15 protein-coding genes are annotated in these 14,663 nt (G+C 71.5%); 4 read left to right on the top strand and 11 right to left on the bottom strand.

The window, feature by feature from the left end; genetic code table 11:
* Positions 1 to 28 precede the first annotated feature (28 nt).
* From FHY03_RS00905 to FHY03_RS00870, 10 genes are all read right to left on the bottom strand, one after another.
* A complete protein-coding gene (locus FHY03_RS00905; protein WP_183929278.1) occupies positions 29 to 286 on the bottom strand; it encodes a hypothetical protein in 258 nt (85 codons plus the stop codon).
* A complete protein-coding gene (locus FHY03_RS00900) occupies positions 286 to 1,809 on the bottom strand; it encodes a chemotaxis protein CheA (RefSeq protein ID WP_221189941.1) in 1,524 nt (507 codons plus the stop codon). The genes FHY03_RS00905 and FHY03_RS00900 overlap by 1 nt, the downstream gene beginning before the upstream one ends.
* Before the next feature lie 39 nt (positions 1,810 to 1,848).
* Positions 1,849 to 2,601: an Hpt domain-containing protein gene (locus FHY03_RS20705; RefSeq protein ID WP_221189940.1), complete on the bottom strand. Its 753-nt coding sequence runs from the start codon at positions 2,599 to 2,601 to the stop codon at positions 1,849 to 1,851.
* Positions 2,598 to 2,990, bottom strand: coding sequence for a response regulator (locus FHY03_RS00895; RefSeq protein ID WP_183928161.1), 393 nt, complete (start codon positions 2,988 to 2,990; stop codon positions 2,598 to 2,600). Before FHY03_RS00895 ends, FHY03_RS20705 begins: the two co-directional genes overlap by 4 nt.
* Complete coding sequence (locus FHY03_RS00890) at positions 2,983 to 3,879, bottom strand: protein-glutamate O-methyltransferase CheR (protein WP_311721272.1); 897 nt, start codon at positions 3,877 to 3,879, stop codon at positions 2,983 to 2,985. The genes FHY03_RS00895 and FHY03_RS00890 overlap by 8 nt, the downstream gene beginning before the upstream one ends.
* Positions 3,876 to 4,295, bottom strand: coding sequence for a HEAT repeat domain-containing protein (locus tag FHY03_RS00885; protein ID WP_183928159.1), 420 nt, complete (start codon positions 4,293 to 4,295; stop codon positions 3,876 to 3,878). The genes FHY03_RS00890 and FHY03_RS00885 overlap by 4 nt, the downstream gene beginning before the upstream one ends.
* A gap of 183 nt (positions 4,296 to 4,478) precedes the next feature.
* Positions 4,479 to 5,585 (bottom strand): chemotaxis-specific protein-glutamate methyltransferase CheB, encoded by a 1,107-nt coding sequence (gene cheB, locus FHY03_RS00880; protein ID WP_183928157.1) that lies wholly within the window; start codon positions 5,583 to 5,585, stop codon positions 4,479 to 4,481.
* A gap of 5 nt (positions 5,586 to 5,590) precedes the next feature.
* Positions 5,591 to 6,544, bottom strand: a complete 954-nt coding sequence (locus tag FHY03_RS21260; RefSeq protein ID WP_311721308.1) for a chemotaxis protein CheW — start codon at positions 6,542 to 6,544, stop codon at positions 5,591 to 5,593.
* Between the two features lie 3 nt (positions 6,545 to 6,547).
* Positions 6,548 to 7,195 carry a chemotaxis protein CheW gene (locus FHY03_RS20695; protein ID WP_221189937.1) on the bottom strand — a complete coding sequence of 216 codons (648 nt, stop codon included), beginning with the start codon at positions 7,193 to 7,195 and terminating at the stop codon, positions 6,548 to 6,550.
* A gap of 28 nt (positions 7,196 to 7,223) precedes the next feature.
* Entirely contained in the window at positions 7,224 to 9,071 is a 1,848-nt protein-coding gene (locus FHY03_RS00870; protein WP_221189936.1) for a methyl-accepting chemotaxis protein, read from the bottom strand.
* Positions 9,072 to 9,720: 649 nt separating this feature from the next.
* On the opposite strand from FHY03_RS00870, the gene FHY03_RS00865 reads away from it, so the two are divergent.
* Positions 9,721 to 10,734: a zinc-binding alcohol dehydrogenase family protein gene (locus tag FHY03_RS00865; protein WP_311721271.1), complete on the top strand. Its 1,014-nt coding sequence runs from the start codon at positions 9,721 to 9,723 to the stop codon at positions 10,732 to 10,734.
* A 7-nt stretch (positions 10,735 to 10,741) separates the two neighbouring features.
* Here FHY03_RS00865 and FHY03_RS00860 read toward each other — a convergent pair whose 3' ends face one another.
* Positions 10,742 to 11,560, bottom strand: coding sequence for a DUF4336 domain-containing protein (locus tag FHY03_RS00860; RefSeq protein ID WP_183928151.1), 819 nt, complete (start codon positions 11,558 to 11,560; stop codon positions 10,742 to 10,744).
* Positions 11,561 to 11,665: 105 nt separating this feature from the next.
* Here FHY03_RS00860 and FHY03_RS00855 point away from each other — a divergent pair, with 105 nt between their 5' ends.
* Genes FHY03_RS00855 through FHY03_RS00845 form a run of 3 tightly spaced genes read left to right on the top strand, consistent with a single transcriptional unit; the run spans position 11,666 to position 14,663 of the window.
* Positions 11,666 to 12,799, top strand: a complete 1,134-nt coding sequence (locus FHY03_RS00855; protein WP_183928149.1) for an 8-amino-7-oxononanoate synthase — start codon at positions 11,666 to 11,668, stop codon at positions 12,797 to 12,799.
* Entirely contained in the window at positions 12,796 to 13,416 is a 621-nt protein-coding gene (gene bioD, locus FHY03_RS00850; RefSeq protein WP_183928147.1) for a dethiobiotin synthase, read from the top strand. Before FHY03_RS00855 ends, bioD begins: the two co-directional genes overlap by 4 nt.
* Entirely contained in the window at positions 13,413 to 14,663 is a 1,251-nt protein-coding gene (locus tag FHY03_RS00845) for an adenosylmethionine--8-amino-7-oxononanoate transaminase (protein WP_183928145.1), read from the top strand. The genes bioD and FHY03_RS00845 overlap by 4 nt, the downstream gene beginning before the upstream one ends.

Raw genomic sequence — 14,663 nt, 5'->3', positions numbered from 1 at the left:
TCAGAGATGGTAGCTCCGTGTGACTCCGTCAGTGGTCGGTGGATGCCGGCGCGGGCGCGGCGGTGAGGAAGGGCAGCAGCGGCGCCAGCGCGGGCGACGGCGTGCCGTGCAGCGGTGGGCGGAACGCGAGCAGCACCTGGACCAGCGCGCTGTGCATGCCGGTGCAGTGCACCAGCGACACGCTGGCCCTGGGTGTCCTGGCGAGGAAGGCGACCAGCTCCAGCGCCACCTCGACCGTGCAGCGCTGTTCGAAATGCACGCGGGCGCGCGTGTAGCGGATCGGCATCACAGCAGCTCCTTGAGGTCGAGGATGAGCAGGACGCGCCCGTCACCGAGCAGGGTGGTGCCGCAATAGCCAGGCACCGCAGCGAGCAGTCCGTCCATCGGCGTGAGGATGACGTCCATGCCCTCGCGGAAATCGTCGATGACGAGGCCGATCGTCTCGCCCGCGACGCGGCACACCAGCACCGCCTCGCCGCGCTCGCCCGGCGCGCGCGCCGCCTCGCCCGCGCCGAGCCGCTGCGCCATCCGCACCAGCGGCACGATCGCGTCGCGCAGCACGAACACCTCGTCGCGACCGACGCGCCGGATCGCCTCCTGCCGCAACCGCACGGTCTGGACGACAAGGTCCATCGGGATGCCGTAAAGGCTGCCCGCGATGTCGACGACCATCACGCGGGTCACCGCCATGCTGAGTGGCAGCGTCAGCCGCGTGGTGGTGCCTTGGCCGAGCTGCGACTGGACCGAGACGCGTCCGCCCAGCTTGTGCACGGTGCTGAGCACCACGTCCATGCCGACGCCGCGCCCCGACAGATCCGAGACCTCGGCCGCGGTGGAGAAGCCGGGGCGGTAGATCAGGTTGACGGCTTCCTGGTCGGTCAGCCGGTCCGCCGCCTCGCGCGTGACGAGCGCCTTGCTCACCGCGGCATCGCGGATAGCGGTGGGATCGATGCCGCAGCCGTCGTCGCTGACCTCGACGATCACGCTATCGGTGTCCTGGAAGGCGCGCAGCCGCAGCGTCGCCGCGGCCGCCTTGCCCGCGGCGACGCGCGTCTCGGGCAGCTCGATGCCGTGATCGAGCGAGTTGCGCACGACGTGGAGCAGCGGATCGCCGAGCGCCTCGATGATCGTCTTGTCGGCGGCGGTGTCCTGCCCCTCGACGACCAGCTCGACCTGCTTGTCGAGCCGCCGCCCGAGGTCGCGCACCAGCCGCGGGAAGCGGTCGAAGATCTCGGCCACCGGTAGCATGCGCACCTGCATGATCGCGCCCTGCAGCTCCTGCGTCAGCCGATCGATGATCGCATATTGCTCCTTGATCTCGCGCGCCATCTCGCGCGAGCCGTGGATCTCCTCGGCGCGCTTGGCGAGGAACGGCAGCGCGTTCTTGGAGACGACCAGCTCACCGATGAGCGTCATCAGCGTGTCGATCTTGCTCTGGTCGACCCGCAGCGTGCGCGCCGGGGCGGGCGCCTCCGCCATGGCGGCGGGGCGCGGCGGCTCGGGCACGCGCGGCGGCGCCGCGGCGGCCGCGGGCTCGGCGTCGGCGAGCGGGTCGAGCGTGGCGAGAAAGCCGAGCAGCGGCGCGACGTCCTGCGCGGCATGCGCCTCGGCCAGAACCGCCTGCCACAAATCGGCGAGCAGATGATGGCCGAGGCTGCGCAGCGCGTTGCCGATCACCGCCGCGACCGAGCTCAGCCGCGCCGGATCATAGCCGGACTGCGCGAGCAGCCGCAGCTGAGTCGACACCAGGACGCGCACCGGCGAGCTATCGGTCGCGGCGTCCCCCGCGCCGTGCGCGGCGGTCGGCACGGGCGAGACCGGGTCGACCGCATCGGCGCCGGGTAGCAGTCACAGCGCGCACTGGTCGAGTTCATAGGCCATCGCCTCCTCCGCAGCCTCACGCGTCGCCGCGGTCAGCACGGTCAGGCGCAGGTTGCAGTCATAGGGGTCGAAGTCGGGGCCGGGCTGCCACGGCTGTCGCGGCGCGATCGCGAGGCCGATCAGCTCGGGCAGCTGCTGGATCGCCGCCACCGGGTCGCGCTCGGTATAGAAGCAGGCGGCGTCGGGCTCGTAGCGCAGCACGAGGATCGCCTCGCCCGCGGCGTGTCGCGCAGTCGCGGCGGCGAGCGCGGCGGCATCGAAGTCGGCGAGCCAGTCGGTCGGCGCCACCGTCAGTGCCGCGTCGGGTGTGGGTGGCGTCGTGCCGCCTGACGCCGTGCCCAGATGCGCGCGCAGGAGGCCGGCATGGTGCGCGGCGGTGCGCTCAGCGTCGGCCGCGAGCCGACCGTGGCGCGCGAGCTGGTCGATGAAGACGCTGACCTGATCGAAACTGTCGAGCAGCTCGTCCAGCACCTGCGAGGTCAACGCGAATTCGCCGGCACGCACCGCGGCGAGCAGGTCCTCGCCGGCATGGACCAGCCGCGTCAGCGCGGCGGCGTCGAACAGCCCGGACGAGCCCTTGAGCGTGTGGACCGCGCGAAACACCTCGTTGATCGCGGCGTCGTCGTCGGGCGCGCGCTCGAGCACGAGCAGCCCGGCCGCGGCCGCCTGGAGCAGCTCGCGCGCCTCCTCGACGAAGCGGGTCAGTAGCAGGTCGCTCACGCCGCCACCCCCGTCATCAGCGCGGCGTAATGACGCAGCGCTGCGGGCGCGGCGGGTTTGATCAAATACAGATTGGCCCCGGCCTCGAGCGCGCGCTCCGCGTCGCTCGTGCCCGCCTCGGTGCTGATCGTGACGATGGGCACTGCCTGCCCGGCGGCGTCGCCGCGCAGCCGCTCGATCAGCGTGTAGCCGTCCATCTTGGGCATGTTGACGTCGACGACGAGCAGGTCGAACGGCTCGACCAGCGCGCGCTCCAGCCCCTCAAGCCCGTTGGCCGCTTCCTCGACGACGAAGCCGGCGGCCTCGAAGACCGAGCGATAATAGAGGCGGGTCGTCATCCCGTCGTCCACGACGAGGATGCGTTTGCCGTGAGAGTGCGGCTCAGTCATGGTCAACGGGTCTCTGGTAGAGGATCGTGGTGCCGAACCGGCACGGGGCGAACAGCGACGACATGCGGCTCATGCTCTCGGAATGGCCGAGACAGATCACGCCGCCCGGGCGGAGGCTGTCGTAGAGCGTCTCCACGGCCTGACGTCGCGAGACCTCGTCGAAGTAGATCAGCATGTTGCGGCAGAAGATCACGTCGATGTCGCGATAGCGCCGCATCGTCGCGGCATCCGCCACATTGACCTGGGTGAAGTCGATCGAGCCGCGCAGCGCGTCGCAGATGCGGTAGCCATCGCCGTACGGCGTGAAATAGCGCTGCTTCAGCGCCGGCGGCAGGCGGTGGAGCGCGCGCTCGCCGTACACGCCGGCGCGCGCGTCGGCGAGCGCGCGGCTGTCGATCTCCGAGGCGAGGATCTCGATATCGTACCGGTCGGCCTGCGACCAGTGTTCGAGGATCTGCATCGCGATCGAATAGGGTTCCTCCCCCGTCGAGCAGGGCAGCGACCAGATGCGGATCGGCGTGCCCGGCGCGCGCTCGGCGGCGATGCCGGGCAGCACGTGCCGCACCAGCGCGTCGAATTGATAGTCCTCGCGATAGAAATAGGTCTCATTGATGGTCATGGCGTTGACCAGCTGCTGCATCTCTGTGCCGCCGATCTCGAAGCGCAGCATCGTGAAATAGTCGCGGAAGCCGGCGTGACCGGTCGCCGCGATCCGGTCCTGCAGCCGGCGCTCGGCGAAATAGGCCTTGTTGGCGCCGAACATGATCCCGGTCTTGCGATAGAAGAAGTCGCAGAATTTGGCGTAGTCCTGGGGCGAGATCGGTTCGCGCGCGTCGTCCGCGCGCGCGACCGGCAGGCGCGGATCGATCAAGGGGGCGGTCACGCTCACTGGCCGATCCGCTGTGATGCGAGCTGCACCGCGAAGGCGAGGAAGCTATCGTCGGGGAAGCGCGCCGGCAGCGCGGCAAGCACGGGCAGCGCGCGCGCGTCCCCGATCTCCGCGAGGCCGTCCACCGCGGCGGCGCAGACATTGGCGTGCGGATCGGCCAGCGCCTCCACCAGCCACGCTGCCGCCTTGGGGTGGGGCAGCACGCTCAGCAGGTTGGCGGTGAAGATGCGGACGTCGCTATCAGGGTCGCGCAGCAGCGCGGCGACGTGCGGCGCGACGTGCTCGGGCATCACCGCCAGCGCCTCGAGCGCGGCGTTGCGCTGCACCGGCGTGCCGTCGCGCAGCAGCGGCAGCAGCGCCGCGACCAGCGGCGGAGGCGCGGCGTACCAGCGCGGCGATGATCGCCTCGCACACACTCGGCGCGACTTCCGCCGCGACGCGGTCGCACAGCGCGGGGATGCCGTCCTCATGGGCGTCGAGCGCGCGCACCGCGGCGCGACGCTCGGATGCGACCGGCGAGCCGAGCTGCGCCACCAGCGTGTCGAGAGTGGGCGGGGTCGCCTCGGCCGCGGCGTGGGGCGCCGCGCGTCGGGCTTTGATCAGCGCCATGCGGCGGCTCCTGCATCAACGAAAGGGGAGGGTGCGGCGTGGCGCTCCGCGACCAGCCAGCGGGTTATTTGCGCGGCGATCCGGTCGCTCGGCAGCACCACGGTGGCGCCGGCGCGGCGGATCAGCTCCTGCGGCATGCCGAACACCGCCGAGCTGTCGGCGTCCTGCGCGATCGTGCGCATCCCGCGGCGGTGCTGGCGCGCCATCGCCTCGGCGCCGTCGTCGCCCATGCCGGTGAGCTGCACGCCGATCAGCTGCTCGGGGGCGAGCTGCTCGGCCGCACTGTCGACCAGCCGGGTGACGCTGGGGTGCCAGGCGTGCTGCTCGCTCGCCGGTATCGATAGCGCGATCAGCCCCGCGGCGCGGCGGGTGACGAGCATGTCGGCGTCCCCCCGCGCGATATAGACATGGCCGGGGCGCAGCGGGGTAGGCGCGCGCACCTCCTCCACCGTCAGCGCGCACAGCGCGTCGAGCCGGCGCGCGAACACGCCGGTGAAGCTGCCGGGCATGTGCTGGGCGACCAGCACCGGCCAGGGCAGGGTGGCGGAAAGCGCGGGCAGGATCGTCTCCAGCACCGCGGGGCCCCCGGTCGACACGCCGAGCAGGACCAGCCCGGGCGAGCCGGCGCGCGCGCGGGTCGGCACCGAACGCGCCGGCTCCGGCGCGGGCCGCTGCCGCTCGACCGGTCCCGAAGCGCCGGCGGGACGCTTCACCCGCGCCTTGGCGGCGACCCGCACCTTGGCGACCAGCTCGGCCGCGACCGCCTCGAGCGAGATCGTGCCGTCAGGCTTGCGGACATAGTCGACCGCGCCGAGGCTGAGCGCCTGCAGCGTCGCCTCGGCGGCACGCTCGGTGATCGACGAGACCATGACCACCGGACGCGGGCTGCCCACCATGATGCGCGACAGGCAAGTGATGCCGTCCATCTCGGGCATGTTGACGTCGAGCGTCACCACCTGCGGGTCGAACGCCTCGACCTGCGCCAGCGCCTCCACCCCGTTGCGCGCGGTGCGCACGGTGAAGCCCTCGCGCTCGAGCAGCTGGACGAGGTGGCGCCGCATCAGCGCCGAATCGTCGACGACGAGGATCCGCGTCATGGTGCTCAGGCCGCCAGCGCGCCGAGCGCGGGCAGCGCCGCCTGCTCGGCCGGATCGACCAGGCCGTCGACGTCCAGCAGTTGGATCATGCGGTTCTGCGTGGTGAGGTTGGCGATGCCGCGCACCACCTTGGCGCGCTCGCCGGCGAGCTCGGGCGCGGCCGCGATCGCCGCGTCGGGGATGCGCCCTACCTCGGACACGCTGTCGACGATGAAGCCGACGTGCTGCCCCTGGATCACGAACACCATGATGCGCTGCCGGTCCGAGCGCGCTGCCTCGGCCAGCCCGAAGCGGCGGCGCTGGTCGATCACGGGCAGCACGGTGCCGCGCAGGTTGATCACGCCCTCGATGAAATCGGGGGTGCGCGGCACGCGCGTGAGCTGCTCGGGCACGCGCACGATCTCCCGCACCGCTTCGACCGGGACGCCGTAATCCTCGCCCAAAAGGCGGAAGATCACATATTGCGAGTCCTCGCCGCGCGTATCGCTCATCGTCACGTCTCCCGTGTCATCGCTGCGGTCGCCCGCGTCGTCCTGCGCGGCGGCGCCTTTAGGTTCGGCGCGCCACGCCGCCAGTTCGGTGGGATCGAACATCGCCTCGGCGGACAGGACCGAGACCAGCCGGCGCCCCTGGTCGAGCCGGCAGATGGAGCGAATTTCGCCGCGCTCCCGGTCCGCACCGTGCGCCAGCGTCGCGGGTAGCGGGGTGACCGCGGCGCGATCGACGCGGAGCACCGCGTTGACCTTGTCCATCACCACGCCGATCGCCATCGGTCGGCCCGAAGCGCCGGGCAGCGACACCACGACCACCTTGTTGGTCTCGGAGCGGGTCGCGGGGGGCAGGCCGAAGATCGCGCGCAGCGACACCAGCGGGAGCAGCCGATCGCGCAGCGTCGTCACCCCCAGCACGTGCGCGGGCACGCCCGGTACCTGGGTGATCGCGGCCGGAAGCTGGACGATCTCCTACACCTCGGCGATCGGGAAGGCATATTCCTGCGCGTCGACCTCGAGGCTGACGAGTTGGTCCTCGTCCACCACGGCGTCGTCGGCGGCGAGTGCCACGTCGTCGCGATGATCGTCGCCGTGCAGCGTCTGGTCGCGCTCGCCCGCCGCGATCGCGGCGAAGGTGCGGCCCACCGCGGTAGCTACGTCGAGCACCATCACCACGCCGCCGGCCTCGTCCTTGATCACGCCGGTGAGCAGCGCGCCGTCGACGGCGGCGCGCAGCTGGTCGACCGCCTCGAGCCGACCGCGCTCGACCGAGACGACGTTGGCGACGCGGTCGACCATGAGCCCGACCGGGTGGCCGTGGTCGAGCACCACGACGCGGCTGGCCTCGTCGGCGAGCACCGCGGGCAGTCCCGACAGGTGGCGTAGGTCGAGCACGGGCATCACCGTGCCGCGCAGGTTGGCGAGGCCGAGCAGTGCCGCGGGGCTGAGCGGCATCCGCACCATGTCGGGGACGCGGATGATCTCCTTGACCTGCGCCAGCGGGGCGGCGAACCGCTCCTCGGCACAGTGGAAGATCACGAACTGGCAGAGATCGGTGCCGGCGCCGCCGCGGTCCTCCGCGGGCGGCGGTTCGGCCGCGCTCATGCTGGGATCAGTCATCTAGCTGTCCTTCCGTGGGAGAGCGCGATCAGGCGGCCTGCAGCTCGTCGGCGAGCGACGCGATCTCCTCGATCGCGGCGGCGAGCTGCTCGGCGCCGCGCGACTGTTCGGTCGCGGCGTTGCTCGCCTCGGCCGACGCGCGCAGCGCCTGCTGCGCTGCGCTGGCGATCTGCTCGACCGCGACGTTGCTCTCGCCCAACGTCGCCATGATGCGGTCGGCCGCGCCCGAGATCTCGTGGTTGCCGCGCACCACCGCGCCGACGTCGAGCGCGATGCGGTCCAGCCCGGCGGCGATCGCGATGCCCTTCTCCACCTCGCCGGCGGCGGTGTCGGCGATCTCGCGCAGGTCGGTGCGGACGACCGCGATCGTGTCCTGGATCGTCTTCACCGTATCCTTGATGCGCTCGGCATTCTCCGCCGAGTCGCGCGCCAGGTTGCGGATGTCGGTCGACACCACCGCGAAGCCCTTGCCGAATTCGCCCGCGCGCGCCGCCTCGACCGAGCCGCTGACCGCGAGCATGTTGGTCTGGATCGATACGGTGGTGATCGCGTCGACGATCTTGTCGATGCGGCGGCTGACCTGTTCCAGCGCGGCGATCTGGTCGCGGCTGGCGCGGCCGGCGCTGACCGACTCGGCCACGCCCCGCATCATCGTGTCGATGAGGACCTTGTTCTCCTTGAGCAGTTCGGTGATCTGCTCGCCGCGCTCGGCGCCATGATTCGTCTGTTCCGCCGCGGTCTTGGCGTTCTCGGAGAGCCGCTCGATCGCGGCCGAGGACTGCTGCGTCGCCGAGGCGGCCTGCTGCGCGCCGCGGCTGATCTGCTCCAGCGCGGTGGCGACCTGGGTCGAGGCGCGGCTGATCTCCTCCACGGCACTGGAGAGTTCCTCCGCGGCGGACGCCACTTCCTCGGCGCTCTTGCCCATGTTGCTGCTGTTCTTGAGCTCGTCGGCGAGCTGGCCGAGCTCCTGCGCCGCCTGCTCGCTCTGCGCCAGCGCGTTGGACTGCTGGTCGATCGTGTGGCTGGTCTCCTGGCACGCGGCGCTCTGCTCCTCGGCGGCGGCGGCGATCAGCTCGGCGCCCTTCAGCGCCTCGTTGGCGGCCTGGACCGCTTCCTCGGCGTCGCTCGCGATCGTGGTGCAGCCCGTCATGATCGTCGCCATGTCGTCGCGGATCCGGTCGAGCCCGGCGATCACCGCGCCGCCCTTGGCGGCTTCCTCGCGCGCGTTGGTGGCGGAGGTGCCAATGCCCTCGGCGACGACGTGCACGTCCTGCTGCACCTGCGCGATCAGCTCCTGGATGTCGCGCGCGGACTTCTCGCTGGTCTCGGCCAGCGTGCGCACCTCGTCGGCGACCACCGCGAAGCCCTTGCCATGCTGGCCGGCACGCGCCGCCTCGATCGCGGCGTTGAGTGCGAGCAGGTTGGTCTGGTCCGCGATATGCGCCACCGCCTTGACCACGTCGCCGATCGCGAGCGCCTGACGATCGAGCTCCTCGACCAGCTCGACCGAGCTCGCCTGGCGCTCCGCGGCGCGCGACACCGCCTCGAGCGAGGCGCCGACCTCCGCGCCGGTGCGCGCCACCAGCTCGGACAAGGACTGCGTCAGCGTCGCCGAGCCGTCGGCGCGCTGGCGCATGTCGCGCAGCAGGTCGACCGCATTGGTCATCGCCTTCATCGTCTGCTGCGCCGCGGCCGAGGCCTGTTCGGCGCCGACGCTGATCTGCTCGGCGGCGCGGCGCAGCTCTTCCGCCGCGCTCGACGCCTCGGCGATGCCGCTCGACAGCTCGGCGGTGGCGGAGGCGAGCCGCTCCGAACCCTTCTGCTGGCGCGCGAAGGTGCGCGCCTTGCGCTTCTCCGCCTCGGCGGTGAGCCGCACGCTCTTACTGGAGAGCGCCGAATTACGCGAGCCCCCCCTCGTGCGCGCTGCTGCCGGACGTCGCGATGCTACTTTTCTTGGCAAGAGCCATGGGGGTGCATCTATCGTTTGAAGCGCCCCATTGTACCGTAGACCGTATATGATCTTTTATTGTCGAGATCAGTTCGGGCGGCTGTCAAGATAAACTGCTGCAATGATTGTCTTCGCTGTCGGTAAAGGCCTCTTCACCATGAGAATTAATTGCAACCTTTCCCTTGTGCATATTCTACGGGTAAGGTGCTGTTGTTGTACATCTTGTGGGCGGGATGCCTCGATCTGGTTACTGAAGGTCAGCGTGGTCTGATAATGTGTGGCCGCGACCGATTGATATTTCCGAGATCTGTTCTCACGCGAGCGGCCGGCATGCTCGGGCGCGACCATGTCCTGGGCAGAGCGACGGGCGCGTCGGACTAACGGCGACCCCGCTGACGAGCTCTCGCGCTTAGATCGATCGATGATGGGTGGTGAGGCCGCGATGCCTCGGTCTTCGTGCGAGCGACCGTCGCGGGCCTGCCCGGCTCAGGCTATTCACTTCCTTGATTGGGATTGCACGTGCGTTAATGCTCTTTCATGGGCGGAAGAACCCTCGCCCAAAAGGACGCGCTCCGCCGTGCTGACGATCATCTGCGACCGACCGCTGGCGTTGCGCGTCGCCGAGCGCGAGCCCCCGACGCGCGCGAGCGACGCGTTGCTGGTGCGGATCCAGCGCGTCGGCCTGTGCGGCACCGATTACCACATCTATGCCGGCAACCAGCCGTTTCTCAGCTATCCCCGCGTCATGGGGCATGAGCTGGCCGGCGAGGTGGTCGAGGCGCCGCCGGGATCCGCCTTTCGTCCGGGCCAAGCGGTGACGATCAATCCCTATCTCGCCTGCGGCCATTGCGTCGCCTGTCGCGCCGGCAAGCCCAATTGCTGCGCCCACATCGCGGTGCTCGGAGTCCACACCGACGGGGGCATGGCCGAGCTGATCGCGGTGCCCGAAAGCGCCGCGATCGACGCCACCGGGCTCACGCCGGAGCAGGCGGCGATGGTCGAGTTTCTCGCGATCGGCGCGCATGCGGTGGCGCGCGCGCGACTGCGGGCGGGAGGCAGCGTGCTGGTGAAGGGGGCGGGGCCGATCGGCCTCGCCACCGCTCTGTTCGCGCGGCTGGACGGCGCCGCAGTAACGCTGTGCGACTCGCGTGAGCCGCGGCTGGATCGCGCCGCCCGCGACTTCGGCTTCGACTCGCTGGTGCTCGCCGACGATGCGGCGCAGGCGCGCTTCGCGGCGCTGACCGACGGCGATTTCTTCGAGACGGTGTTCGATGCGACGGGCAATCTCGCCGCGATGTGCGACGGGCTTCGCCAGGTCGCGCACGGCGGCAGCTACGTGCTGGTGAGCGTGGTCAAGGGTGACCTGGTCTTCGCGGATCCCGAGTTCCACAAGCGCGAGACGACGCTGATCGCCAGCCGCAACGCGCTCGCCGCCGATTTCGCGCGCGTCATCGCCGCGATCCGCGACGGCACGATCGCCACCGACGCGCTCCACAGCCACAGCGTCGAGGCGGCGGACCTGCCGCGACGACTGCCCGAGCTGATCGACGCGGCCGACACCGTGCTCAAGGCGATCGTCCGCTTCGACTGAGCGTCGCTCACACCCAGGCGAACGCACCCTTGAGGCGGCCCGCGCCGCCGCTCGCGAACGGGGCGCCGTGCGCCATCACCACGCGCTCGGGTTGCAGGGCCACCATCGCGCGGATCGCGGCGCGCATCGGCTCGCCGCCGAGCCGCAGCGCCGCGCGCAGGTAGAGCGGCGTGGTACCCGCGGTGCCGCGGGTCGCGCGAGCGACGAGCGCGGTGACCGCGGGCAGCCGCTCGGGTTCGAGGTTCTGCACCAGATCGGTGAGGATCAGCGTGCGCGTGGCGCGGTGCAGGAACCAGGTCTCGCGGAAGCCGGCACCACCTTCGATCACGCCCTGGTCGATCGCGCTCGCCCAGGCGGGCGGCGCCGCTTCGCCCAGCACCGAGTCGATCCGCAATCCGGCGCGACGCACCTGCGCCCGCTCGGCGAGACCGGGTGCGGCCCACAAGGTCGCGCGCGGGAAGGCGCGCTGCCAGCGCGGCAGATAGGTCCAGTGGGCCACGTTGGGCGCGACCAGATGCTGGATCGGCCCGAGTGCTTCCAACGCGGCGGCCAGCGCCGGCGCGTAGGGCGTGGGCGAGTGGAGCAGCAGTGCGCTATCGTCGAGCCGGACCACCGTCATGCGCACCGGCAGCGTCAGACCGCCGGCGTGGATCGGGCCGCTGTCGACCAGCCAGATATTGTCTGCGAACGGCTTGGGCACGTCGAGCGGCGGATAGGTGGCGGGCGCGGCGGGGCGCCGGCTGGCGTAGAGATAGCCGGCGAGCGCGCCGGCGACGGCGACCGCGGCGAGCGCGGGGCCGGCGGCAGGGAGGGAGCGTCGTGTCATACCGCGGACAACGTCGCGCCCGCCGGGTCGTGCCGCGTCTCGCCGCAGCCGCGGCTCGCCGCGCCGGCTGGTCTTTCCCCGCCGTCAGGACCTATAGGCGCGGCGATGCTGCTCGCCTTGCACCGTGATCATCTCGCCGCGCTCGCCGCACGCGACCGGCTCCGTACGCTCGCACCGCGGCACGGCGTGGACTTCTCCTCGAACGACTATCTCGCGTTGGCCACGGCACCGCGGCTGCGCGCGGCAGCGACCGCCGCGCTGGAGCGCGGTGTCGCGCTCGGCTCCGGCGGGTCGCGGCTGCTGCGCGGCAACGATCCCGAGCATGAGGCGCTGGAGGCGGAGGGCGCGCGCTTCTTCGGCAGCGCCGCGGCGCTGTTCTTCGGCAGCGGTTATGCCGCCAACACCGCGCTGTTCGCGGCGCTGCCCCAGCCGGGGGACCTGCTGGTGTATGACTCGCTCGTCCACGCGAGCGCTCATGACGGGATGCGGCTCGGCCGCGCCGAGACCGTGGCCACGCCGCACAACGACGCGGACGCGGTCGACTCGACGATCGCGGCGTGGCGCGCCCGCGGCGGCACCGGCACGCCCTGGATCGCGGTGGAGAGCCTCTACAGCATGGACGGCGATCGCGCCCCGCTCGCCGACCTCGCCGCGGTCGCCGAGCGCCACGGCGCGATGCTGGTGATCGACGAGGCGCACGCTACCGGCGTGTGGGGCGCGCACGGACGCGGCCTCGCCGATACGCTCGACGGGCGCGAGAACGTCATCACGCTTAAGACCTTCGGCAAGGCCCTCGGCTGCGAAGGCGCGCTGGTGTGTTGTTCACGGCTGGTGCGCGACTTCCTGGTGGCGCGCGCCCGGCCGTTCATCTTCTCGACCGCGCCCGCGCCGCTCGCCGCCGCCGTGGCGCGCGCCGCTCTGGCGATCCTCGCCGACGAGCCCCAGCGGCGCCAGCGCCTACACGCGCTGATCGCGCATGCCGGTGCGCGGCTCGGGCCGCTCGGCGCCACGGTGACGGGTACCCAGGTGATGCCGCTGCTGGTCGGCGACGACCGCGCCGCGCTCGACCTCGCCGCTTCGGTGCAGCGTGCCGGCTTCGACGTGCGCGCGATTCGGCCGCCCACCGTGCCGGCGGGAAGCGCGCGGCTGCGGCTGTCGCTGACGCTCCACGTCGGTGTGGCGGAGATCGACTCGTTCGCCGAGGCAGTAGCCTTTGCGACGCCGGGGGCGCGGCGATGAGCGTGATCGCGGTGACCGGCACCGACACCGACGTGGGCAAGACCGTCTTCGCGGCGGCGCTGACCGTGGCGCTCGACGCGTCCTACTGGAAGCCTGTGCAGGCCGGGCTGGAGGACGGTAGCGACGCGGCCAGTGTCGAGTCGCTCGGCGTCGCGCGCGCGCGGATCGTCCCCGAGGCGTATCGGCTCACCACACCTTGCTCGCCGCACCGCGCCGCCGAGCTCGACGGCGTCGTGATCGATTCCGCGCGGCTGGCGCTGCCCCCGATCGGGGGCGATCTCGTGGTAGAAGGCGCGGGCGGCGCGCTGGTGCCGCTCACGCGCGACTGGCTGTTCGCCGACCAGATCGCGTGCTGGGGTTGCCCCGCGGTGCTGGTGGCGCGCACCTCGCTGGGCACGATCAACCATAGCCTGCTCTCGATCGAGGCGCTGCGCGCGCGCGGCGTACCGCTGCTCGGCGTCGCCTTCATCGGCGACGCGCAGGAGGATAGCGAGGCGACGATCGCGGCGGTTGGGCGCGTGCGCCGACTCGGCCGACTGCCGCGGCTGCCGCGGCTCGATCCGACCGCACTGGCGAGCGCCTTCGCCGACGCTTTCGACGTGGCGGCGTTCCGATGAGCGGCTCGCCGGTCTGGCATCCCTTCACCCAGCACGGCCTGGGCGAGCCGATCCCGCTCGTCGCCCGCGGCGAGGGCGCGGCCCTGTACACGGCCGATGGGCGCCGCGTCATCGACGCGATCTCCTCCTGGTGGGTGACGACGCACGGCCACAACCACCCGCGTATCGTCGCGGCGATCCGTGATCAGGCCGAGCGGCTCGACCAGATCATCTTCGCCGGCTGGACGCACGAGCCCGCCGAGACGCTGGCGCGCGGGCTGACCGCGATCATGCCGGCCGAGCTGACCCGCGTCTTCTTCTCCGACTCGGGCTCGACCAGCGTCGAGGTCGCGCTCAAGATGGCGCTGGGATACTGGCACGCGCGCGGCGAGCCGCGCGACCGCATCCTGGTGATGGCGCACAGCTATCACGGCGACACGATCGGCGCGATGTCGGTCGGCGCGCGTGGCGTGTTCAACCGTCCCTATACGCCGCTGCTGTTCGACGTCGGCACCGTCCCGTTCCCCGCCGCGGGCGCGGAGCAGGCGACGCTCGATTCGCTGGAGCAGGCGTGCGCGGCCGGCGCGGCGGCGTTCATCGTCGAGCCGCTGGTGCTCGGCGCGGGCGGGATGCTGTTCTACCCGCCCGCGGTGCTCGCCGAGATGAGGGCGATCTGCGCGCGCCACGGCGTGCTCTTCATCGCCGACGAGGTGATGACAGGCTGGGGTCGCACCGGCACGCTGCTGGCGTGCGAGCAGGCCGGCGTGGTGCCCGACATCCTCTGCCTCTCCAAGGGGCTGACCGGCGGCGCGGTGCCGCTGGCGGTGACGATGGCGACCGAGCCGCTGTTCAAGGCGCATCTTAGCGCCGACCGCGCGCGGATGTTTTTCCACTCGTCGAGCTACACCGCCAACCCGATCGCCTGCGCCGCCGCCTGCGCCAATCTCGCGATCTGGCGCGGCGAGCCGGTGCGCGAGCGCGTAGCGGCGCTGGCGGGGGCACAGGCCGAACGCGTGGCCGCGCTCGCCGCCCTGCCGGGGGTGAGCGGTGCGCGCTCGCTCGGCACGATCGCGGCGCTCGAGCTGGGGGAGGGGGCGGGCTATCTGTCCGATCGCGCGCCGCGACTGATGGCCTTCTTCCGCGAGCGCGACGTGCTGCTGCGCCCGCTCGGCGACACGCTCTACGTCATGCCGCCCTATTGCATCGGGGCGGACGATCTTGATCGGGTCTACGCGGTGATGGCAGAGGCGGTAAAGACGTTCGGGTGA

The sequence above is a fragment of the Sphingomonas sp. BK345 genome, assembly GCF_014193845.1.
Classification (GTDB): Bacteria; Pseudomonadota; Alphaproteobacteria; order Sphingomonadales; family Sphingomonadaceae; genus Sphingomonas.
Note: the sequence above shows the minus strand (reverse complement) of the source record. Positions and strands in the feature narration are given on the sequence as shown.

Coding starts and splice junctions, on each gene's coding strand:
- FHY03_RS00905 (WP_183929278.1), bottom strand. CDS start 286: ATGCCGATCCGCTACACGCGCGCCCGCGTGCATTTCGAACAGCGCTGC.
- FHY03_RS00895 (WP_183928161.1), bottom strand. CDS start 2,990: ATGACTGAGCCGCACTCTCACGGCAAACGCATCCTCGTCGTGGACGAC.
- cheB (WP_183928157.1), bottom strand. CDS start 5,585: ATGACGCGGATCCTCGTCGTCGACGATTCGGCGCTGATGCGGCGCCAC.
- FHY03_RS20695 (WP_221189937.1), bottom strand. CDS start 7,195: ATGACTGATCCCAGCATGAGCGCGGCCGAACCGCCGCCCGCGGAGGAC.
- FHY03_RS00860 (WP_183928151.1), bottom strand. CDS start 11,560: ATGACACGACGCTCCCTCCCTGCCGCCGGCCCCGCGCTCGCCGCGGTC.
- FHY03_RS00855 (WP_183928149.1), top strand. CDS start 11,666: ATGCTGCTCGCCTTGCACCGTGATCATCTCGCCGCGCTCGCCGCACGC.
- bioD (WP_183928147.1), top strand. CDS start 12,796: ATGAGCGTGATCGCGGTGACCGGCACCGACACCGACGTGGGCAAGACC.
- FHY03_RS00845 (WP_183928145.1), top strand. CDS start 13,413: ATGAGCGGCTCGCCGGTCTGGCATCCCTTCACCCAGCACGGCCTGGGC.